The sequence below is a fragment of the Paenibacillus sp. FSL R5-0517 genome, from assembly GCF_037974355.1.
Classification (GTDB): domain Bacteria; phylum Bacillota; class Bacilli; order Paenibacillales; family Paenibacillaceae; genus Paenibacillus.
This window is the reverse complement of the sequence record NZ_CP150235.1, coordinates 4,953,890-4,975,804: the sequence shown is the minus strand read 5'-3', so window position 1 is coordinate 4,975,804 and position 21,915 is coordinate 4,953,890. Positions and strand designations below refer to the sequence as shown.

At 45.0% G+C, this 21,915-nt stretch carries 25 protein-coding genes and 2 pseudogenes; 14 read left to right on the top strand and 13 right to left on the bottom strand.

All coding sequences use genetic code 11. The features are described 5' to 3' along the window. Window positions 1-58: 58 nt before the first annotated feature. Together MKX40_RS22180 and MKX40_RS22175 are read right to left on the bottom strand one after the other, a co-directional pair. The gene (locus tag MKX40_RS22180) at window positions 59-778 is read right to left on the bottom strand and encodes an IS3 family transposase (protein WP_339236214.1); all 720 of its coding nucleotides are present in this window, start codon (window positions 776-778) and stop codon (window positions 59-61) included. 9 nt (window positions 779-787) lie between these two features. Further along, window positions 788-1,087 (bottom strand): annotated as a pseudogene (locus MKX40_RS22175) (transposase); the annotation flags it as partial. A gap of 62 nt (window positions 1,088-1,149) precedes the next feature. Here MKX40_RS22175 and MKX40_RS22170 point away from each other — a divergent pair. From MKX40_RS22170 to MKX40_RS22145, 6 genes and pseudogenes are all read left to right on the top strand, one after another. Further along, the gene (locus tag MKX40_RS22170) at window positions 1,150-1,326 is read left to right on the top strand and encodes a hypothetical protein (RefSeq protein WP_339236212.1); all 177 of its coding nucleotides are present in this window, start codon (window positions 1,150-1,152) and stop codon (window positions 1,324-1,326) included. 25 nt (window positions 1,327-1,351) lie between these two features. Next, window positions 1,352-1,522 carry a hypothetical protein gene (locus tag MKX40_RS22165; RefSeq protein WP_339236210.1) on the top strand — a complete coding sequence of 57 codons (171 nt, stop codon included), beginning with the start codon at window positions 1,352-1,354 and terminating at the stop codon, window positions 1,520-1,522. Window positions 1,523-1,625: 103 nt separating this feature from the next. Then, complete coding sequence (locus MKX40_RS22160) at window positions 1,626-2,510, top strand: hypothetical protein (protein WP_339236208.1); 885 nt, start codon at window positions 1,626-1,628, stop codon at window positions 2,508-2,510. A gap of 66 nt (window positions 2,511-2,576) precedes the next feature. Further along, complete coding sequence (locus MKX40_RS22155) at window positions 2,577-2,855, top strand: hypothetical protein (RefSeq protein WP_339236206.1); 279 nt, start codon at window positions 2,577-2,579, stop codon at window positions 2,853-2,855. Window positions 2,856-2,968: 113 nt separating this feature from the next. Continuing rightward, a pseudogene (locus tag MKX40_RS22150) lies at window positions 2,969-3,247 on the top strand (sigma-70 family RNA polymerase sigma factor); the annotation flags it as partial. Window positions 3,248-4,097: 850 nt separating this feature from the next. Continuing rightward, window positions 4,098-5,456, top strand: a complete 1,359-nt coding sequence (locus MKX40_RS22145; protein WP_339236204.1) for an amino acid permease — start codon at window positions 4,098-4,100, stop codon at window positions 5,454-5,456. A gap of 59 nt (window positions 5,457-5,515) precedes the next feature. Here MKX40_RS22145 and MKX40_RS22140 read toward each other — a convergent pair whose 3' ends face one another. Further along, entirely contained in the window at window positions 5,516-6,136 is a 621-nt protein-coding gene (locus MKX40_RS22140; RefSeq protein WP_339236201.1) for a serine hydrolase domain-containing protein, read from the bottom strand. Further along, on the bottom strand, window positions 6,075-6,701 hold the full coding sequence (locus MKX40_RS22135) for a serine hydrolase domain-containing protein (protein WP_339236199.1): 627 nt from the start codon (window positions 6,699-6,701) through the stop codon (window positions 6,075-6,077). The genes MKX40_RS22140 and MKX40_RS22135 overlap by 62 nt, the downstream gene beginning before the upstream one ends. 170 nt (window positions 6,702-6,871) lie before the next feature. On the opposite strand from MKX40_RS22135, the gene MKX40_RS22130 reads away from it, so the two are divergent. Next, complete coding sequence (locus tag MKX40_RS22130; RefSeq protein ID WP_339236197.1) at window positions 6,872-7,324, top strand: Lrp/AsnC family transcriptional regulator; 453 nt, start codon at window positions 6,872-6,874, stop codon at window positions 7,322-7,324. Window positions 7,325-7,485: 161 nt separating this feature from the next. On the opposite strand, the gene MKX40_RS22125 is transcribed toward MKX40_RS22130, so the two are convergent. The 4 genes from MKX40_RS22125 to MKX40_RS22110 all read right to left on the bottom strand — a co-directional run bounded on the left by MKX40_RS22125 (window position 7,486) and on the right by MKX40_RS22110 (window position 11,338). Continuing rightward, entirely contained in the window at window positions 7,486-8,691 is a 1,206-nt protein-coding gene (locus tag MKX40_RS22125) for an MFS transporter (protein ID WP_339236195.1), read from the bottom strand. A gap of 125 nt (window positions 8,692-8,816) precedes the next feature. After that, complete coding sequence (locus tag MKX40_RS22120) at window positions 8,817-9,680, bottom strand: alpha/beta hydrolase family protein (RefSeq protein WP_339236193.1); 864 nt, start codon at window positions 9,678-9,680, stop codon at window positions 8,817-8,819. Window positions 9,681-9,735: 55 nt separating this feature from the next. Beyond that, window positions 9,736-10,182: a MarR family transcriptional regulator gene (locus MKX40_RS22115; RefSeq protein WP_339236190.1), complete on the bottom strand. Its 447-nt coding sequence runs from the start codon at window positions 10,180-10,182 to the stop codon at window positions 9,736-9,738. A 91-nt stretch (window positions 10,183-10,273) separates the two neighbouring features. Continuing rightward, window positions 10,274-11,338, bottom strand: coding sequence for an ABC transporter substrate-binding protein (locus MKX40_RS22110; RefSeq protein WP_339236187.1), 1,065 nt, complete (start codon window positions 11,336-11,338; stop codon window positions 10,274-10,276). 133 nt (window positions 11,339-11,471) lie between these two features. Here MKX40_RS22110 and MKX40_RS22105 point away from each other — a divergent pair, with 133 nt between their 5' ends. Together MKX40_RS22105 and MKX40_RS22100 are read left to right on the top strand one after the other, a co-directional pair. Beyond that, the gene (locus tag MKX40_RS22105; protein WP_339236184.1) at window positions 11,472-12,581 is read left to right on the top strand and encodes an iron ABC transporter permease; all 1,110 of its coding nucleotides are present in this window, start codon (window positions 11,472-11,474) and stop codon (window positions 12,579-12,581) included. Window position 12,582: 1 nt separating this feature from the next. Further along, entirely contained in the window at window positions 12,583-13,350 is a 768-nt protein-coding gene (locus tag MKX40_RS22100; RefSeq protein ID WP_339236182.1) for an ABC transporter ATP-binding protein, read from the top strand. 145 nt (window positions 13,351-13,495) lie between these two features. Here MKX40_RS22100 and MKX40_RS22095 read toward each other — a convergent pair whose 3' ends face one another. Further along, complete coding sequence (locus MKX40_RS22095; protein WP_339236180.1) at window positions 13,496-14,131, bottom strand: DUF421 domain-containing protein; 636 nt, start codon at window positions 14,129-14,131, stop codon at window positions 13,496-13,498. A gap of 154 nt (window positions 14,132-14,285) precedes the next feature. On the opposite strand from MKX40_RS22095, the gene MKX40_RS22090 reads away from it, so the two are divergent. The 5 genes from MKX40_RS22090 to MKX40_RS22070 all read left to right on the top strand — a co-directional run bounded on the left by MKX40_RS22090 (window position 14,286) and on the right by MKX40_RS22070 (window position 18,519). Beyond that, entirely contained in the window at window positions 14,286-14,939 is a 654-nt protein-coding gene (locus MKX40_RS22090) for a ribonuclease H family protein (RefSeq protein ID WP_339236178.1), read from the top strand. 211 nt (window positions 14,940-15,150) lie between these two features. Further along, a complete protein-coding gene (locus tag MKX40_RS22085; RefSeq protein ID WP_339236175.1) occupies window positions 15,151-16,020 on the top strand; it encodes an alpha/beta hydrolase in 870 nt (289 codons plus the stop codon). A 298-nt stretch (window positions 16,021-16,318) separates the two neighbouring features. Continuing rightward, window positions 16,319-17,308 carry a serine/threonine-protein kinase gene (locus MKX40_RS22080; protein WP_339236173.1) on the top strand — a complete coding sequence of 330 codons (990 nt, stop codon included), beginning with the start codon at window positions 16,319-16,321 and terminating at the stop codon, window positions 17,306-17,308. A gap of 198 nt (window positions 17,309-17,506) precedes the next feature. Then, complete coding sequence (gene imm48 / locus MKX40_RS22075) at window positions 17,507-17,944, top strand: Imm48 family immunity protein (protein WP_339236171.1); 438 nt, start codon at window positions 17,507-17,509, stop codon at window positions 17,942-17,944. A gap of 35 nt (window positions 17,945-17,979) precedes the next feature. Next, on the top strand, window positions 17,980-18,519 hold the full coding sequence (locus MKX40_RS22070; protein ID WP_339236169.1) for an RNA 2'-phosphotransferase: 540 nt from the start codon (window positions 17,980-17,982) through the stop codon (window positions 18,517-18,519). A 193-nt stretch (window positions 18,520-18,712) separates the two neighbouring features. Here the strand turns inward: MKX40_RS22070 and MKX40_RS22065 are convergent, their stop codons facing one another. From MKX40_RS22065 to MKX40_RS22050, 4 genes are all read right to left on the bottom strand, one after another. Next, window positions 18,713-19,570 carry an SDR family oxidoreductase gene (locus MKX40_RS22065; RefSeq protein WP_339236166.1) on the bottom strand — a complete coding sequence of 286 codons (858 nt, stop codon included), beginning with the start codon at window positions 19,568-19,570 and terminating at the stop codon, window positions 18,713-18,715. Between the two features lie 111 nt (window positions 19,571-19,681). Beyond that, complete coding sequence (locus MKX40_RS22060; RefSeq protein ID WP_339236164.1) at window positions 19,682-20,107, bottom strand: Rrf2 family transcriptional regulator; 426 nt, start codon at window positions 20,105-20,107, stop codon at window positions 19,682-19,684. Between the two features lie 62 nt (window positions 20,108-20,169). Continuing rightward, a complete protein-coding gene (locus MKX40_RS22055; protein WP_339236162.1) occupies window positions 20,170-20,994 on the bottom strand; it encodes a carbohydrate ABC transporter permease in 825 nt (274 codons plus the stop codon). A gap of 1 nt (window position 20,995) precedes the next feature. Next, window positions 20,996-21,868: a sugar ABC transporter permease gene (locus MKX40_RS22050; RefSeq protein ID WP_017687164.1), complete on the bottom strand. Its 873-nt coding sequence runs from the start codon at window positions 21,866-21,868 to the stop codon at window positions 20,996-20,998. Window positions 21,869-21,915 lie beyond the last annotated feature (47 nt).

Genomic DNA, 21,915 nt, shown 5'->3' with positions numbered 1-21,915 from the left:
CACTACGCTGCGGATTTTTCCGTAAATTTCATCGCAAAACGAGCAGGGGAAAGATACCCTAACGCGCCATGCATTCGCTTGCGGTTGTAATAGAGCTCAATGTACTGGTAGATGGCAGTATAAGCCTCTTCCGGCGGCTCATACTTGATTCCATTCCGTATGATTTTAGTTGCTCCACGTATTCTTTTGACGTGTATTGAGAGCCGCAATCCGAGCGATGGAGTAATCCCGGAGCAGGGCGTTTGGCCTTGTAAGCTTCCTCCAGTGCACCCATCACCAAACTGGTTTCCATATGGTTATATAGACGCCAGCCTACAATTTCACGTGTGCACAAATCCAGAACGCTGGCGAGGTATAGACGACCTTCTCGGCAAGCAATGTAGGTGATGTCGGTAACCCATACCGTATTCGGTTTGGACGTTTTAAATTGCTGATTCAGCGTATTCGGCGCAAGGGGATGGTTGTGTTTGGAATCCGTCGTCTGAACGCGATATTTGGGCATGACCACAGAACGAAGATTCATTTGACGGATGTATATACTGACGGTACGGGAAGAGATTCGCAACCCTTCTAAATGGAGCAGATACGTAATTTTAGGGCTTCCACACCGCATCTGGTGGTCGTAAAAATGATACCGAATACGCTTCATGACCTCGTCTTTACGGTTCTGCCGCATGCTGGTTCGGTCCATTCGCCATTTTGTAATATCCGCTCCGTGATACTTGAAAGGTACTGCACATCTTCTCCAAAGAAAACTCGGAGCGATGGTTTTCCACAAACTGAAATCTTAGCTCTTTGGTTTGCTGAAGATGTGCACTGCTTTTTTTACAATCGCCAGTTCTTCTTGTGTATCCGCAAGCGAGTGGTGTTTCTCTTGAAGCAACCGGCGCATCGCTTGAAGCTCTGCTTCCAGTTCCTTCACTCGATCTACGCTGGGAACAGGCTCATGCTTTAGTTCGTGGTACTCACTCATCCATTGGTGCAACGTGTTTTCTGGAATGTTGAGTTCTTCTGCCAAATCTCCAAGTGTCTTCGTCTGCTCTTGAATGAATTTGACCGTTTGTTTCTTGAATTCTTCGTTGTATCGTTGCCGCTGTTCTCTCTTGTGGAAACCTCCGTTAGTCTTATTATCCTTCCGTCCGTTAACGGGTGTCCACTTTTTATTCTAGCTCCAAAGCACAGCCATATCTGGAAACGATTGTACTGGCACTTATCGCATGGGCAACTACTGTGATTACCGGAGCAATCAAGAAGGCACAAAAGAGAGCAGAAGCATACTACAACGCACACACCAATGAGAAAGACCGTACTGCACAAGATTGGTAAGGAGGCATTTGCTTAGGCTGAAACGTTGTATAAGGAATATGAGGGTGATGTCAAACTTAATAAGGCATATGAATACGCAAGTGATCAATTGGAGGCTGTGGGAATTGATGTTGCCGGAGATGAAATTCGGGCATCTATTGAAAAAGCAGTTGTTGATTATAAAGCACAAAAGGCTGGTGGCAGAATTGCCAGCTAAGAGGAAAGGCCCTGCTATTGCGGCAGGGTCTTTTTTTATTTTTTTATTGGAAAATATTATTAGAGACCTTATTATAAGGATAAATAGATAAATGGAGGGTCATATGTATCTCACGAGTGCTACTGGAGACATTGTTAAAGAGGTTATCGCACGAATGCCAACTTGGGTATTCACAATCATAGGAATATCAGTAATCATTCTATTTTTTTATATTTCTTATTTGTTATCCAAAGGAGCTCGGCAAATTACGAAAGTCTTAGATAAGGAAAGTAATATCAAAGAAATGCAAGAACAGATTAGAACATTGGATACAGAATATAAATTCAAAAATGAAGTGTCATCCCTGTATCATACTGCTTTAGGCAACGTTGCTTCTCACATAAAGACGTTGTCAGACATACGATACAATAAAGAAGAACGTGAATTGATTGAAGTGCATAATCAAATTAAAAACTTATTAAACAGAATAATTGATTCAATGGCAGCAGACATGAAATTTGATCCAGGAGAAATGCATAGATGTGGTCTTTGGTTATACCAATCAGAAGATAGAACACTGGTACTAATTCATGCAAGTGCAGGTTTTCAAACGGAACATGTTAATAATAAGTCACTAAATGTTGACCATTCAATTGCTGGGAGAGCATTCAGATTAAAAAGGACAATCAAAGAGGATGAAGTGAATAACTCTTATGAATGGTATAAATCTTCCCCTACAACAAGTAAATACAAAGCGATACTTGCTGTGCCGGTTGGAGAACTTGGTGTAGTAACAGTAGATGCTAAAAATGTTGTTAGGGATGAACTTGAGATCATTGCAGAGGCATATACAAAAGTCATTGAACTTTGTCTTAAAGAATTGCTTACAGTACTCCGATTAATGACTGAACAACGCAAGGAAAGAGAGAATATTTCTTCTTTTGATTTCAGTTCATTTTGGTTGGACGACGATGACGACGATGACGACGATGAGAATAACCTTAGATAATGGGTATATACTATTGTAAAGCACAACAATTAATGCTTATAATGTGTTTTAAAGGAGTGAACAGAGATGAATATTCGAGATAATGACGTGGTTTACCTGAAAAAGTTTCTCGAACTCTCTTTAGACAAGGGACAAATTACGCCAGAAAAATACAAAAAAATTATCGAACAAGTTAATAATATCTACGAACAAAGAAAAGAACTCGAAAAGAATAAAATTAATTTGGATGCAAAGTTGATAATAGATACGAGCAAGCATATGGATCTCTTTGTTAAAAAGTTAAAAGAAATTGAATCAGAGACCGATAACGAAAAAAAAAGTAACAACCGTCACAGTTATGCTTAGTAAAAAAAGAGAACTTTCCTTATAGAAAGTTCTCTTTTTTCTTTATAATGGAATATAACGAACTGAGTTTATTGAATTCAAAATGTTATAAACACCGACAGCCATTTAGTGTTAATGAAATTACATTGATCGATATCCTTGGCACAGAAGCTGATGATGTCGTAGATCGGGTACAGCTCAAGATTGAGAAAAGCAAAATTTATCGCAATCTAGATATCCTGGATGATCGGGAGAAGGAAGTTGTCATCGGTCGATTTGGTCTGGAAGCAGGCGGGGAAGAACGAACTCAACGCGAAATTGCAAAGGAACTTGGCATCTCACGTTCTTATGTATCACGGATTGAGAAGCGGGCGTTAATGAAGCTGTATCATGAGTTTTATAAGCAAAAATAGTTTTTTAACAGACCAGAGGGCGCCTTTATCGGGGCCCTTTTTACTATGAAGATGCTTAAAATTGGATCTAAATTGTATTAATTATTTAGGATTATAACCTAAATAAAGGGATTTATATCTACGTTGAAGAATATCTTGTACATAGACCGATTTAATATATAAGGAGTACAACATAATGAAGCAGCTTTTTCTAAAAATTCCACTTTGGTTTTGGTTCGTCTGGGTCGTAGGGATGATTATGATCGTGTTCAACTCATTTCATTCTTATTCGAGTGTTATTAACTATCTTGCGTTATGGATGATTAATGTTGCTAATGCGATTCGAGTTTGGAAAAACGAACGACCACTAGCGATTACCTCTTTAATCGTTGCCGTTCTATGTGTGGTTTATATTTTAATATATTTCCTTAGGTATGTATGGTAAACATGTACATAATCAGGTACTGTCTCAAAAGGAATTCCGCCTCGCCCAACCGCTAACGAACCTACCGCACCTTAATTGGCAGATCATCAAAGGTTTCGATATTTAACGAACCTAAATAACGCTATTTCGTCACAAAAGGGCTTCCAAACCTTAAAAATCCAGTGAATCCACGAAATAGCGTCTTTGTGATTCGTTAGTTCTCAGATCTGGGCCAATGGGAGCAAATAACGTGTGTCAGGTTCATTAAAACAAAATAACACAGCAAAGAGCATACCCCCTATCATATCCATGACGTGTGGGACATGCTTTTTGCTGTGCAAAAAAAATATATAAAGAGGGATATGTATTCTGGGCAGATTATTATATGATGATTAATATTATTTTTCAACGTAGAGAGCATGTGCAGAAAGAGAGTGGTGGTTGATCATGCAGCAAGAAACGTTAACAAGGGGATTAAAGAACCGACATGTGCAATTGATGGCGATCGGAGGTGCGATCGGGACAGGTTTGTTTCTGGGAGCAGGCAAAACGATCCAACTGACAGGACCATCCATCTTGCTTGCCTACATTATTACGGGTGTTGTGTTGTTCCTGATCATGCGTGCATTGGGGGAGCTGCTCTTAAGCAACTTGCAGTATCATTCCTTTGTCGATTTTGTGCGTGATTACCTGGGAAATATGGCGGCATTTATTACAGGCTGGACCTATTGGTTCTGTTGGATTTCCATTGCCATGGCCGATATTACCGCCGTTGGTTTATATACGCAGTTTTGGTTTCCGAATGTACCGCAGTGGATGCCAGGGTTAATTGCGTTAGTCATTTTGCTAATTATGAACTTGGCAACGGTCAAGTTGTTTGGTGAGATGGAATTCTGGTTTGCCCTGATTAAAGTGGTGGCTATTCTGGCACTTATTGTGGTTGGTTTATATATGATTTTCAAAGGTTTTACAACGGATCAGGGTCCTGCAAGCTTCACCAATCTGTGGAGTCATGGGGGATGGTTCCCGAATGGACTGCATGGCTTCATCATATCGTTCCAGATGGTAGTTTTCGCCTTTGTAGGCATGGAACTGGTGGGACTCACTGCTGGAGAGACGGAGAACCCGGAGAAGGTTATTCCGAGAGCAATTAATCAGATCCCGATCCGGGTACTGCTCTTCTATGTTGGCGCACTGCTGATTATTATGAGTATCTACCCGTGGAACGCCATTGTGCCGACTGAAAGTCCGTTTGTACAGGTGTTTGCCGCTGTGGGAATTGCGGCTGCCGCAGGAATTGTGAATTTCGTGGTACTGACTTCCGCAGCTTCGGCTTGTAACAGTGCCATTTTCAGTACAAGCCGTATGGTGTTCTCGATGGCAAAGGATCGAAACGCCCCCGAGTCATTTGCACGTCTGAATAACAGGAAGGTTCCTGCCAATGCGCTGTTTTTCTCCACGATTGTTATTTTGATTGCAATTGTTTTGAATTACATCATGCCGGAGGGCGTATTTACGCTGATCACAAGTGTGTCTACCGTGTGCTTTATCTTTGTCTGGGGCATCATGGTGATCTGTCATCTCCGATATCGTCGTACTCAGCCGGAACTAGCGAGTCGCAGCCGCTTCAAACTGCCATTTTATCCGTTCTCGAACTACTTGATTTTGGCTTTTCTCGCGTTTGTGCTGGTGATATTGGCATTGGCTGAAGACACGCGAGTGGCGTTATTTGTCACGCCGGTGTGGTTTATCCTGGTTGCAGGGATTTACCTTTTTAAAAAGAGAAACTTGAGCAGTGACAGATAGTAGGTCTTACCATTGTCGCCAAATAAAGCCGCCCAATGATATTGGGCGGTTATTCGTATTTAAATTCTTGCAGCCTCGTTGCTTTCACGAATGCCTGCGTAGATGGCATCACAGATATCGGTAGTATACTTTCCCGACATCCCTTCAAGTGCCGTATTGGTGAATGCGACAACACTAAGTTCTTCTTTTGGATCGACAAACCAGGAGTGACCGTAGGTTCCGCCCATCCGCCACGTTCCCGGGGATTCCGGTGTACCAGCTGCAACAGGGTCTTTAAGTATTGTAAATCCAAGGCCGAACCCTCTTCCTGGCCAATACGGCATGTCGAGTTCACCGATTTGATTCGTGGCCATCTCGGTGGCAACAGCTTCCGTAAGAATAGGCTGCCCCCCTTGCCGCAATGTCTCAAGTAAAGTGAGAAAATCTCCGGTGCTTCCAACCATTCCCGCTCCGCCTGATGCATAAGCCGAAGGTTGATTTGCACGATTGGGGGCAAGCCGGAAACCGGCAGTACCTTCAATAAAAGGGACCTGCTCCAATTGATTATGGAGAAGACGCGGTTCTTCGGAACTATCAGCGTATGCAGCGGTCAACCGATTCGAATCCACCGCAACAAAATCAGTGTCCTTCATATGAAGTGGACGAGTAACCAGCAATTGAACAGCTTCTCTTAATGACATTCCGGTTACCCTTTTCAATAACAGCTCCGAGTACATCTGTCGCGATGGAATACCTCCACATGTGTCCTGGCTCATATATAAGAGGAACAGAAGCAATCCTTTGGAGATTCTCCTCCAGACTTAATTCAGATAAATCCATTCCATCCGAGACACCTGCACGTTCATAGGTTCCTTGCTCTTCTTGGAAAAACCGATAGGTCAAGCCAGCAGTGTGTGTCATCAATTGCTGAATGGTTATTTGGGTGTCCTGACCATTGGCAAGCTTGGGCCGGAATGCAGGTAGCCAGCGAGTCACCGGATCATGCAGACTCAGTTGTCCTTGTGAGACCAATGCCAGAGCTGCTGTGGACACAATGGGTTTGGTTACGGAAGCCAGTCGAAACAGAGCGTTTTCTGCCATGGTACGCTTTTGCTCCCTGTCTGCGAAACCGGCAGCCCGGCTGTAGATCAGTTCTCCTCCTAATGCAATCTGTACAACCGTTCCCACGATTCTGTTTTCGCTTATAGCACGGTCTATTGCCTCATCCACATAAGTATGCAATGTTGCCTTATTTTTTTTTTCCATTCCAAACTTCCTCTCTTCAGGTGATATGCTTGATTCATTATTGTGACTGTGCTTATTATATAAATGATTAATGTTGTATTACATGGATTACTAAAGGTATTATAGTGATTTATCGGATATACTTAAGGTTATTCCAGCCTATATCTTATGTATTTAAAGGGGTGTATTACATGGACGAAATAGATCAGCATATTCTGTTTCACTTGGAGAATCAGGCGAGATTATCCATGACCGAATTAGGAAAATTAGTCGGATTATCTCAACCAGCTGTGACTGAACGCGTCAAACGAATGGAAGAAAAGGGGGTTATCGAGGAATATCGTACGGTGATCTCCCCATCCAAATTGGGCAAGCAGAGCACGGCATATGTTCTCTTTCGTACACGGGATTGTTATCCCTTCCTGGATTTCTGCCGTGCGTCACCTGAAGTCGTGGAATGTTATCGGATTAGCGGGGAGTATAACTACTTGCTGAAAATCCTTACAGACACGATCCAGGGACTTGAAGAGTTCCAGAACAAGTGTGACCCATACGGGACTTACATGACCTTGATTACGATGTCTTCTCCGATTGCACATAAAAATCTGATGCAAGGACCGAATTTGCTGGCACAGACAGAATAAGACCGAAGTCTATATAATCTATAAAATGAAATACAGAAGAGGAGTTCACATCAAGTGAACTCCTCTTTGGTTCTTTGTGTAACTCATGGTGTAACTCATGGTGTAACTCATGGTGTAACTCATGGTGTAACTCATGGTATCTCATGCAAAATGCCTTCCTGTTATTTAGCTTTGGGGAAGCCATATTTATAAGCCCTCATAGCTACGAGCAATGCAGGAATGAGCAAGATAAACAACGACCCGGCAAGGTATCCTGCTCCCAGTACTTCAAGAAGGATGCCCCCGATGATGCCTCCTCCGCCAATAGCCAGATTCCATGCTGTAACCAGCATTGATTGGGCGACATCTGTACTTTTACCTCCGGCTTGAGCAATGGCAGTTTGCAGTAGCGTGGCAGCCCCGCCAAACGTAATTCCCCAGATCATGATGCCAAGGATAATCATCACAGGTTGATCAGTACCGATTCCCATCACGACAGATCCCAGAGCGAATGCTGCCAGACTGATAATCACTAGTTTTCTCAAAAATCGGTCAATGAGCATTCCGGTTAACCAGATTCCCACAATGGAAGTGATACCGAAAATGAGTAAAATCAAGTCTACTCTGTTTGCAAATACGGTCTGGGTAAGGTAGGGAGAAATATAGGTGTAAAGGATATTATGGGCAAGCATCCAGGCCAGAACAACAAACAGAATGGGTCTGACTCCCGGAATTACAAATACTTTATGCAGGGGGAGACGTTCCCCGGCCAGTTCTCCTGCAAAATCTGGCATTTTCCAGAGAACCCATGCGATCAAAGCTGCGGTCAGAAGCGATACAATCCCGAAGATGAGGCGCCAGCCGATATAAGAACTGAGAAAACTGCCGATGGGGACACCCAGGGCTAACGCCACCGGAGTGCCGACCATAGCCACGGCCATGGCCTTGCCTTTTAACGAATCAGAGACCATCCGACGAGCATAACCTGCTGTCATTCCCCATAACACACCCGCAGAGACCCCGGCCATAAAACGAGCAGCAAGTGTCAGGATATAATCTGAGGATAAGGCGGTAACGGTGTTAAAGACAAGAAAGCCGCCGATGCATACCAGCAGAAGAGGTCGGCGTCTCCATCCACGTGTGGCAGCAGTCAAGGGAATGGCAGCAAGAAGTGATCCAATGGCGTAAAGAGTCACCAACTGTCCGGTGAGGGATTCGGTGACCCCCAAGTCTTTTGCAATTTGCGGCAGCAGTCCTGCAGGCAGGCTTTCAGTGAGGATGCAAATGAATCCAGCCATGGCTAAAGCAAGTAGTCCCGCCCACGGAAGGCGTTCTGAAGATATGGAAGGCAGCTCCCTTTGCTTGGGGAGGGATGTGTGAATGGCCATGAATTAAAACCTCTTTTCTTATTGTTTAATCCTATCCAGAACTATGCATATAAGCTTATCTAAAAAAAACAAACTTTTGCATACAGGATTAAAGGTAAGAAGGAGGTCTTAAGATGGTATTTACTTTATTTTGTGAGTTTTTCCGTTAATTCAAAGGGGTGCAGTCTGTTCAACCATCCAAGAATGAGTTCGACAGGTTCCATGTAACGTTGGCCTACCAGCAAACCCGTATGGGTCGTATCCCACAGTCCGGCATATGCAGCGCCCAGCTGCTTGGCAGTTAATTGGCCTCGCTGATCTTCGTCTTCACAGGAAACAGCCTTGATCACCAAGCTGGGGCAATGGATCAGGTCGCCATTAATGGATATTCCATCGGCTCCACACAGGGCTGAAAAGGTAGCAAATGCCTTCGCAGACTCCGTTTGCAGATACTTACGCTGAAAAGCAATGTCTTCTGCCGTCTCATCTATACTGCGCAGTTCATCACGGACAGGTGCAGGCATGATGATGTCCGATACGGTCGATCGATCTTTCTCAGGATAAGGCACGGCGTCATGGACCTCTTTGCTTATACTGGCATCAATGACAACCAGGCCTGCGAGAGTAGCGTTTTCTGCAATCTTTTGACTGAGAATCCCGCCCATGCTGAAGCCAATAAGTATGGGAGGTTCGTTGATCCCGGCTAACACTTCCCGAATATCCTCCAAATAATCGTCAAACGTAATCTTTGTCATGTCCATGACCCGACTCATGTAATGACTCCTCAAGTTCATGACATAACAGGTCCAACCGTGCTGGACAAAATGGGGGATATATTTGCTCCACATCCAGCTGCCTGTGTAGGCACCGTGAAGGAACAGCAGAGGGGGCTTCTTGGTCACTGTTTCGGTATCATGAGGTAGGGCTCCTTCGAAAATCTCCAAGTGCAAATCATGTTCTCCGATCTTCTTGACCTCATGTTTCGGTAATAATTTTGTGTAATCTGTCATGCTAAAAACCTCCTCCAAGATATTGGTTTGATATCAAACTATTTTCCCAAAAAAATTAGAAGTTGTCATGAATCTTCATTAAAATTCGCAGCAGTTCTTTTTTCTCCGCTTCCGTAACGCCCGCATAAAACACGTCCAGCATGCGCTGCGATATCTCTTCAAAGTCCGGCTTTAATTCTTCGCCTTTCGCAGTCAAAGCCACATGAACAACGCGTGAATCGGTTGCATCACGCTCCTTGACGACGTATCCTGTCCGCACCAATTTGTCCACAAGTGCAGTTACCGTGGATTTATCCTTGCCAATTTTTTTGGCGATTTCAGCCATGGTCATCCTGTGATTGTTGTACAGGGCATAGATAATATCCCCATGGGACGTGGCGAGATCCTGGATTCCTTGCTCAGCCATCTCGGCCAGGATGAAGCGGTTGACCTTCTCTTTAATTTTGGATATGAGTGAAATAGCGTCTCTTGTTTTCATATGTGTAATATAGTTTGTTATCAAACTAATGTCAAGCTTTGATCATGTTGTATTACTTGCGGAGTATAGCAAAAGAGCAGTGAGAACTTCTTCTCCTGCTCCTTTGCTCCAGCGATTACTTGATTGGATTAGCTTTCATTTCCTGTCCCATTTTCTCAATACCATCCAGAATCTGATATCCATAACCCCAGAACTGGCTGAAATCTGTGACATAGATCTGTTTATTCTTGATTGCGTTCATACTTTGCAGGGCAGGGTTGGCATACAGATTTTCAATTAGCTTGTCGATATCCGGTGAACCGGCGTACGCGGACAAGAGCAGGTAGTCCGGGTTCGCTGTGATCAACTGTTCAACACTAACCTCACCTTGCACACCATCAAACGTGTTTTTCAGCTTCAACAGGCTCAGCGCATCAAGCTGATACGTATCGTTCTGCATGCTGCTTACCGTAATGGTGTCTTCCGTAGCAGGTACGATGTAGGCAAAAGAATGTTCAGGCTGATCGGCTACACTTGCCTTAATAGCTTCAACACGAGTCTTCAGACTTTCGGTGAATGTTGCGGCATTTTCTTGAACGTCGAAGATCTGCCCAAGTTGTGCGATATCGCTATAGAGGCTTTCGAGTGTGCCTTTGTGATTCGTCGTTTGCAGGAATGTGCGAATATTCATGTCATTCAATCCATCGACGGTACCCACACCCCAGTCTGCATCAGCGAACAGGTCACCCCGTCCGAGTACCAGATCCGGGCTTGCACCTACCACCAGCTCTTTACCTACGTAATCCTTGGACAATACCGGAATTTTGGCGAAATCATCAGCCACATCCGGTGTAACGGAACCGTATAGAGCAGCAACGCCGACCATTTTATCGGTCAGACCTAACTTGATGAGCATCTCTGCCGCAGATTGGGTATTCGCAACCACACGTTCCGGTGCTTTATCGAATACTTGCACTTTTGGTTTCCATTCACCACCCTCACCCGAGATCGTGAAATTCTCAATGGTGAGCGGGTAGGTCGTTTTATTTGTATTCTGAGCAGAAGTTGAAGTTTCTGTCGTGTTCGTGGTTGAAGTTGTTTCTCCGGCAGTGGAGGAAGTTGAAACATTCGAACAGGCTGCAAGCAGCAGCAACAGGAGACTTAGAGCAACAATGCCAATCGTTCTGGATGTAAATTTCATGAAATGATGAACCCCTTTTCGATGTGTTTTAAATTGACAAAGATAATCATTCTCAATTATAATCCGAGAAAATGCTTTGTAAATAGCTAAATTTATGATGTTCTACAATTTACATGAATTGATGGGGGAAGAGATGGCACAGACGGTTCAGGTTCAGACGCAGCGTATGGGGAAAAGAGAGTCTCTGATTCAGAGTAAATCCGGGTTTGCTTTACTGATTGCAGCTTTAATCATGATTACGCTTATTTCTGTAGGTATTGCAGTTTCCATTGGACAGGTACACATTCCACTGGCGGAGTCATATCGTATTCTTTTGTACAAATTAACGGGATTTCAGTGGGGGACAACACCCATTGAGACAGGTTCCTTTACCGATATCATCTGGCAGATTCGTTTCCCGCGTGTGCTGATGGCGATGTTTATTGGTGCAGGCTTGGCCTTGTGCGGTGCTGTTATGCAGGCTGCTGTTCAGAATCCGTTGGCAGATCCATACATACTGGGTATATCCTCAGGCGCTTCACTTGGGGCGACCTTTGCGATTCTCATTGGCTTTGGTGCGATTGGCTGGCTTGGTCAGACCGGAGTTGCTTTCTGGGCCTTTGCCGGAGCGATGGGTGCATCCTTACTGGTCCTGACTTTGGCAGGGATTCGGGGGAAAATGACATCGGTCAAGCTAGTGCTTGCCGGAATGGTAATTAACGCGCTGTGCAGCGCATTTTCGAACTTTATTATTTATTTTGCCAACAATGCTGAAGGCATCAAAACGGTGACATTCTGGACCATGGGCAGTCTGGCATCTTCCGGATGGAACAAGCTTCCACTCGTGGGTATCGTCGTGCTGGTGGCGATTCTATTCTTTCTTTTACAGTCCAGAGTTCTCAATACGATGTTATTGGGAGATGAAGCAGCCGTCACACTGGGCATTAATCTGAGTGTGTACCGCAGGGTGTATATGCTGTTAACCGCTTTGGTGACAGGTGTCATGGTGGCGAGCTGTGGCATGATTGGTTTCGTGGGACTCATTATTCCGCATATCGTCAGAGGTCTGGTGGGTTCCGACCATCGTAAAGTAATGCCTGTGTCCGTGCTGTTTGGAGCCATTTTCCTCATCTGGACGGATGTTATTGCACGATCCCTCATATCCAGCGTGGAGTTGCCAATCGGTATTATTACAGCCATGATTGGTGCACCCATGTTTATGTATATGCTGGTCAAAAAAGGCTACGGTTTTGGAGGAAATTAACATGAAGCTGAACGTAGAAAATGTATCCATCTCTGTGCTGAACACGGACATCATCAAGGACATTTCTTTACAGGTGGACGGCAAACAGTTCGTCGGACTGATTGGACCGAATGGTTGCGGCAAGTCAACGTTACTCAAGAGCATCTATAAAGTGATCAAACCGCAGCAAGGCAGGGTTTTTCTCGACCATACCGATATTCTCAAATCCAGCCCGAAGGTTGTATCCAGACATATGGGTGTTGTCGGCCAGTTTAATGAATTGAGCTTTGATTTTACGGTGCGCGAGATGGTCATGATGGGGCGTACCCCGCACAAAAAAATGCTGGAGACGGATAATGAACGTGACCACGAAATTGTGGAGCAGGCTTTGGAAAAAGTACATCTGACTGGACATGCAGACCGCAATTATGTGTCATTGTCTGGTGGAGAGAAACAGCGTGTCGTATTAGCACGTGTCCTGGCACAACAGCCTGAATTCCTGATCCTGGACGAGCCGACGAACCATCTGGACATCAAATACCAACTTCAGATTCTAAATATTGTCCGTGGACTCGGCATTGGCATATTGGCAGCGCTGCATGATCTCGAACTCGCCGCAGAATATTGCGATTATCTCTATGTGGTGAAGAAGGGCCAGATTGTCGTCCATGGCAAACCGGCTGATATTCTGACTCGCGAGATGATTGGTGAGGTGTTCGATGTAGACTGTGAAATCTATACAAATCCGGTGACGGGTGGTCTGGGTATTGCTTACCTGAGTACACGGTGATCCGGACGGCAAATTGGGCACCAAATCCTTGGGTTTTATGTGAGCCTTGGAGGTACCAATCCAAAGTGAAAATAGACCGTACCTGTTGGAGCGAAGTTGTTAATTGCTCGCGGGTAGGTCTTTTTTTGGTTAGGTCTAGGTGCGTCTATTGAAGCTTAGGATCAACGGGATGAGCATGAGCACCGTTGCTGACTTCTTGGAAAATATCTGTGGAGTTATTATTATGCGTTGAAGAGTTGCTGCTGTTGTTTTGTTGTTGTTTGGGTTCTGCCGTTGCTGAACTACTACCTGTCATCGCATAACTTCGCAGGATCTCCTCCAGATCTCCAATCGTCACAGGACGAGCATGTCGTTTTAGGACATAACCGAGTTGACCATTAGGTTCCACCGTTGCTGACTCCAGGTCATCTACACTCGTAATTCCGTTCTGCCGCATATGCATCTCGAGCTGGTCCATCGTATAACGCATACGTTTCAGATTCGGAATAATGACTTTCCCGTCCTCGACCACCATTTTGGAACTGCCACTCATTAACCGTTCAAAAATATTAAATTTCAATTGAAGTTGTTCCACCACAAGTAATGTCACTATGAATATTGATGCTGATCCAATCGCTTTGCCAAGCTCATGATTGGCGATGGGCTGTACAATCGTTGTTCCGATGGAGATCATGATGACCGTTGTGGCAACACTCATCTGCGAGATCGACTTGCGTCCTGCAATTCGCAGCAGAATCATGCCGATAAGTACAAGTAAAACAGATTTCCATATCCAGTCCATAAGTATATTCCTTTCTATTCCAGTATGCTCTTTGCTTCTTAGGCTGTTCTGGAGTTGGAGGAATTATGCAGGTGACTGAATCCATAACTATCATTCATCCCACCGGATCGTTTACAATAGGATATTGATGAAGTAAACAAAGGAGCGGGTCACAGTGGCAAAACAGAAATACTATGTTGTCTGGGAAGGCAAGAAGCCAGGCGTGTACAGTACATGGGCAGAATGCAAAGCGCAGACGGATCAGTATACCGGAGCTAAATATAAATCGTATGAATCCAAAGCGGCTGCAGAAGAAGCGTATCGTGCCGGGTGGAAAGGAAATTGGGGTTCAAGTGCCGGCGGAGCATCGAAGAAGAAGTCAACGGGTAGTGGAAGAAGCGCAGGCATGGAAACGTCGGAGGAAGTGGATTACGACAGTATCTCTGTTGATGTGGGTACACGTGGTAACCCCGGACCTGTAGAATACAAAGGGGTAGACACCCGCACCGGTGAGACTATTTTCTCTGTTGGACCGATCTCCAAAGGCACGAACAATCTGGGCGAATTCCTGGCCATTGTACATGCCCTAGCATATCTGAAAAAAGAAGGCAGTACCAAAACGGTATATACCGACTCGGTCAATGCCATGAAATGGCTGAAGCAGAAAAAAGTAGCCACGACGTTACCAAGAGACAACTCCACGGAAGAGATCTGGCTGATGATTGACCGTGCGGAACAGTGGCTCCAGACGAATACGTACAGCAATAAAGTGCTCAAATGGCAGACCAAACAGTGGGGCGAAATCAAGGCCGACTACGGCCGGAAGTAAGTATTCATACAAAGGATGCTTCCTTTATTTCTGGTCTATTAGAATCGTTATTTACAATTTCCAGTTTCCGCTCTATAATCATCTGAATATGATTAGTTAAACATATGGAGGAGCCTGTCATCTGCAGGCCCTCTTTATCTTTTTGGTCCATTGGTTAGCAAGTCCATTTGTTAGAATCAGTTATTTTGAGTATATATTGCAGGAGGCAGACATGAGTTCCATTTATAGAAGTGAAGAAGGCAAGAGCAGCATACTTGAAGAGTATGAGATTTATTTGAACGAGTTGGGTGAGGAGTTTACTCGGGAGTATGTGGAGACACGTTTTGGAAAGACACATGTTCTACTGACAGGCCCTCTGGATGGCAAGCCGTTATTTATTCTCCAGGGCGGTAATTGTGTGAACCCAATGACCTTGTCATGGTTCTCTTCTTTATTTAAAGAATACCGGATTATTGCTCCGGATACGATTGGTCACCCAGGTTATAGCGAGGAAGCGAGCATCTCGACACGATTTGATAGTTTGGCATTATGGGTGTCGGATCTGCTTGACCACTATGAGATTGAAAAGAGTGCGTTTATCGGCCCATCATTTGGAGGAGGCATCATTCTCAGATTGGCTACCTATATTCCCGAACGTATCTCGTGTGCCGTATTGGTTGCTCCTGCGGGTCTTGCGGTCAACTCCAAAATTAAAACAGCTCAGGATATCACGCTGCCGATCGTCAAGTATCGTATGACGTCTTCACCATCTTCCTTGCAAAAAATTACGGACACCATGTCGTGCAACTGCATGAAAGAAATGGATAAAAACATTATCGGCAAACTTTTCAAATATGTCAGCATAGATCAGGATCTGCCCAAACTCACAGAGCGGGAAGAGCTCGTTAACTATACGTCTCCAACCCTGTTATTGGTGGGGGAGAAGGATGTCTTTTTCCCTGCGGATAAGTGTATTGAACGTGCTCAAAAGATTATTACGAATGTGCAAGCCATTAAGTATGATACCGGACATTTTCCTTCCCAGGACGTATTGGTTCAGATGAACGAGGAAATCGGGCAATTTTTACAGAAGAATTATTAAAAAGTTGATAAAAATGGACTCAGGAATGTTTTTATCCAGTTTAATTAAGTAATTCCCCTTATCTGTCGATAGAGTATATAAGTGTGCTTTTCTTCAATAGAAGAATAAGAATCTCGATTAGGAACAAATTGTAGTAAGTTTGATATAAAAAAAATAATTAACTATTTCGCGTGAAGGTGTTTCAAATTGCATCATTTGGTTTATATAATTAGTTGGCGATGAATTGCTTACTGGTTGAACCAAATGATGCATTTACGCGGAAAGTCTTCCGATCGACAAGGTTGAAAAGAGGTCTGTTATGAGAAAAGACAATTGCAAAATGGCATTGCAGCGCAATGTGATTATAAATGATACATATCAGGTAAGACAGGTATTGGCCAGCAGTGAGTTGGCTATTGTATATGCAGGGCGGGATCGTAACACGGGTGCCAAAGTAGCCATTAAGGAATTCTTCCCGCAGAGAATGGCTGAACGTCAGGCAGACAAGCGCAAGGTGTTCTGCTCTTCACGAGGATACGGTGGGCAATATCAGGAGTTACTGGCTGCATTTATGCTCGAAGGTGAATTGTTATCGAAACTGGATCATCCTCATATTGTGTCGTATTTGGATCATTTTGAAGCGAATGATACAGGATATCTGGTTATGGAATACTGCACGGGAATCACATTGACCGAATATTTGAATGAACACAATCATGCGCTTGATGCTGCCTTCATAACGGAGACGCTGCTTCCACTGGTGGATACATTGGATTACATACATAAGCAAGGCATTCTTCACCGGGATGTGAAACCTTCCAACATTATGGTCATGGAGGATGGTACACCCAAGCTTCTGGACTTTGGCTCAGCTACCCGTTGGCCTATGCAATCCGGAGAGAAACAGGTGATATTTACATCGGCTGGTTATTCTCCGCTGGAATTCTATTCGGAGAAATCCAGTCAGGGGCCAATGTCGGACATCTATAGCCTGGCGGCTCTGCTCCATTATTGGACTTGCGGGCAACCCCCTATGGATGTGAAACAGCGGTTGTTCCAGGATGAATTGCCATCTGTTCGCTCACATAATGAGTATGTGAATCCGTGGCTCGCTCGTGTTATTCATTGGGGTCTGACGGTTCGTTCCGAGAAACGCTGTGCTTCCCTGGCCTGGGTCAGAAGCTCGCTGCGAGTTCAAGCCTGGGTGTGGAAAGTGCGCAAGCCAGGTACAGTGGAATGGTCTTTAGCCGAGAATGAACATACGCAGGTCTATGAAGTGGAGTCGAAAAAGCAACATGAAACGGCTTGAGTTATAACATAACATCTTTTTATAAATGGGAATGTTTAATGAGCATAGTTCTACATCTAATTAAACCAAGTCGACTTGTAAATGAGGAGATTTGGTTTTTTATGATGAATTTGAAAGGAACACCCTACCTCCGATACAATGTTCTCATAGAGTCTGAGAGAATAGATCAAATACAGTACAGAAATGGAGAAAACCAAAATGACTGAATTTATCAACGCTGACGATATTAATGACGTAATTCTGGGTGCGGCGGCAAACGAACTGGAGCAGATGGTGGACAAAATGTGTGAGCTGATTGGCACACCTTTGGAACAAACGAGTGAACTGGAGCGTCAGGTCATGGCTGCTTTTGGTTTTGGCGCGGTATATGGCATCACTCATCGGGATCAGCTGGCAGAGCCACAGGCCCATGCCTTGAGCATTCGAATGTTGATCAAACCGTTTAATTATAGTGAGCAGCAGGCTGTTGATTTTGCGGATGATCTGATCCGGGTGGCTTCCGATCGTGAGGTTCATCCTGTGATGAATACCATTATCCAACGTGGGATTGATGGACACCGCCAGTTCAATCAGGAAGACGATGAAGGACTACAACGTAATATACAGGAGATTTTAACAGCGGTTCAATCGCAGTAATAAACGAGTTTGATTAGATGTGGGAGATGATCACAATGGATCTGATGAAATTAAGCAAGGAACTCTCATACGCGCTGCGACATGCACCATGGGAATATGAGTTGGAGCTGGACGAAGAGGGTTGGGTGGAAATCTCGCAATTGCTGGTGGCTTTACATGAAAGTCCGCAGTGGAAGGAAGTCACACAAGCCGATCTGGAGCAGATGATTCAAGCCTCGGAGAAAAAGAGACATGAAATCCATTCCGGCCGCATTCGGGCATTGTATGGACATTCGACGCCACATAAGATATCCAAGATCGCTGCTGAGCCACCGGAAACCCTTTATCATGGGACACCCGCACGTGCTGTGAATTCGATTATGGAACATGGCTTACAGCCGCGGCAAAGGCAATATGTACATCTGTCCGCAGATATCGATACGGCCAATCAAGTGGGTCGAAGACGAGATGATCAGCCTGTCATTTTGAGAATCGACGCTGCACAAGCGTCCATAGATGGAATCCTCTTTTATCATGGAAACGAAAATATCTGGCTGGCCGATCATGTTCCCGCGCGTTATATTCTTAAGCCATGATGCATGAAGAATGAGTGATGAACTGGTGTGAAACTCATAAACACCCACATCGAATTACAGCAGTCGCAGTGAATGGGTTGAGTGTGCAGTCATCCGTTCGTTCAAAGGGTATATCATTGTATTGATCCTTAGCTACACCAAAAAAGGGACGCATCCAACATTTGTTGGTGTGTCCCTTTCTCCTATCCAAAAATTACTTGCCTAAAATTGCTTTAATACCTTCGCTAAGAGGCTGAGCCGGACGGCCAAGCAATTTCTCTAATGTATCACTCTCTACCGCCAATGCACCTTCACGAATAGCACTTTGCATATCAACGAGCATGGATACGACAAAGTCTGGTAGACCTGCACCTTTCATGATGTCAGCGTAAGCGGCATCGTCCACGTTTTGCACGTTGATTTCCTGTCCAAGCACTTCACCAACAATGGCAGCCAGTTCAGCTTGTGTGCGTAGTTTGCCGGACAATTCATACACGGTATTTTCATGTCCTTCGCCTGCGAGTACAGCTGCAGCAGCATGGGCATAGTCACTGCGCGTAGCCCAGCCGACTTGGCTGTCATTGGTGGCATGAACCCAAGGTGCGCCTTGCGTAGCGGCTTGCATACTGCCTGCTTCATTTTCCAGGTACCAGTTGTTGCGCAGGAAGGAATACGAAATGCCGGATTCACGAATCGCTTTTTCTGTAGCGCGGTGAACTTCCGCCAGAGAAAGGGTGTTTTTCTCCGCATTTACAACGCTTGTATAAGCGATGAATCCAACGCCTGCTTTCTTGGCAGCGTCCACGGCAGTCTGATGTTGGCGAATACGCGTTTCATTGTCACCATCAGTAGAGATAAGCAACAGACGGTCTACACCGGCAAAAGCTTTCTCCAACGTCTCCGGTTGATCGAAATCACCCTGACGCACGTCAACGCCTTGAGCGCGGAGTGCTTCCGCTTTCTCCGGATTACGTACACTTACAGCCAAATCCTTGGCAGAATCGTTTTTTAACAATGCCTCTACAACCAGTGAACCCAATTGACCTGTTGCGCCAGTAACCAAAATTTTCATCTTCTATTCCTCCTAGGGTATGTGTTTTGCCTGCATATGGATGTAATCAAAAATGTTATAACAGGTGTGATTACAACGAAAGGGTTAAAAAAAGCTCGCAATGAGCTTTTTTTATTCAGAGACATGAATCCGATCCATCATCTGCTGTATGGTTACACGATTCAAGCGCTGTTCCATGGCTGTCTGAGCCTCAATGAGTTCCGCACGCAAGGTGTGTTCAATCATGTTGCCGACCGGACATTTCGGATTCGGATGTTTGTGAAAGTTAAACAATTCCCCATCCTCCACCACCTCAAGCGCTCGATATACATCGAGAAGGGTAATGTCCGCCGGATCTTTCAACAAGGAAGCACCGCCCACACCAGGTCTGACATCGATCAGACCGGCCTGTTTCAGCTTGGACATGATCCGCCGAATAATCACGGGATTGGTATTCACACTCTGTGCGATCACATCTCCGGTGCATTCATTGGGCATAACAGCGATCAAGGACAGGGTATGAACCGCAATGGAGAAGCGACTGCTGATTTGTCTCATGGAATGATCACCACCGTTGTAACTATAATAGTTACAAAAGGATCTATTGTCAACTATAACTTTTACCCCTTCACGGCCCCCGAAGTCAGTCCCCCTACTATATACTTTTGCCCAATTAGGAACACAATTAATACAGGCAATGACGTGAGCACAATATCGGCGCTGACCAGATTCCACTGGGCACTGAATTGCCCGAAGAAGTTATATACAGCAAGCGTCATCGGCCACATCTCGACCGTATTCAGCATATAGAGTGGAGCAGTAAACTCATTCCAGACACTTAGGAAATTAAGAACAAATACCGTTACAAGCACGGACGTGAGCAGAGGCACAATGATTCTCAGGAACAGCTTGATTCCGTTACATCCGTCCATGATCGCGGCTTCATCCAGCTCTTTCGGGATGTTGGATACAAACGCATACGTAATGAACAACGAGATCGGAATGCCCATGGCCGTATACAGCAGAATCATGCCGAGATGTGAATTGATCATGCCCATCGACTTCATGACTTCCATAAGCGGAATGTAGTTGAGAGGCAGTGTAATGCCGAGAATCAGGAAGAAGTACAGAAACTTGCTGAGCTTTGAATGATTACGGGATAACGTGAAGGCCGAGAACGCCACAACAAATACCAGCAGCAGGGAAGAGGCCCCGGAGTGAAGCAAACTGTTGAAAAAGGAACCTCCCAAGTGTCCCTGTTCATAGACGATTTTGTAATTTTCGAAGATAAACTTCTCTGGCAGCGTCAGTTTAAGCACCTTGGCCTCGGCGTCCGACTTGAATGAATTCAGTACAATGACGACAAAAGGAATCAAGACCACCAGGCTAAGCAGCCAGGCGAGTACATTTAATCCGATGGAAGCGAGTCTTTTTCTCAATCGCATGTTAGTATTCCACCTTTCGGTTCATCAAACGAATGATGAAGAAGGAGATGATCGCCATGATGACAAACAGAATGGTAGATAGCGCACTCCCCAGCCCCCAATATCCTTTGGCAAAAGAGGAATAGACCGCCGTGTTAATGACATCTGTCGCGTTACCAGGGCCACCATTGGTCAGCACGTATACGGCATCGAATACTCTTAGCCCATACGTAATATTAAGCACCGTGGCGATGGTAATGGTAGGCATGAGCATTGGAATAGTAATTCGGAACAGCTTCTGCCCGAAGCCTGCGCCATCAATGGATGCTGCCTCGTAGTAATCGCGGGGAATCGCGAGAAGCCCGGCGATGAACAGCACCATAATGTACCCCATGCCTTTCCACGTATCCACTGCCATGATGGATGGCATTGCCCAGGTCAAGGAGCCCAGCCAGTTCTGGGCGAGAACGTCCAGTCCCATGGAACGCAGGGTCACGTTAACGAACCCGTTGTTGGGGTCAAGCAGACTTTTGAACACAAGCCCAACAATCAGAAACGACAGCACCTGCGGGGAGAAAATGATCATCCGATGCAGATTGGCGGCCTTTACACCGCTGACCAGGAGCAGAGCCAGGAACAATCCCAGAACAGTCTTGGCGATGGACGTCACGAGGGTGAAGAGAACGGTATTTTTGATAAAAAGAAGATATGTCGGATCACCCGCCAGAATGGTACGGAAATGCTCCAGACCGATAAAGTTTTTCTCCGAACTATAACTGTTCCAGTCGGTGAAGGAATAATAGATGCCCAGCAGGGCGGGAGCGACGATAAACAGCAGATATAATACAATCGCTCCAGATGAGAAATACCAGGGATAGATTTTGTTCGCATTCATAACCGGTAACACCTTTCCTTCCTGCCAAAACAAAATACATGAGCGGG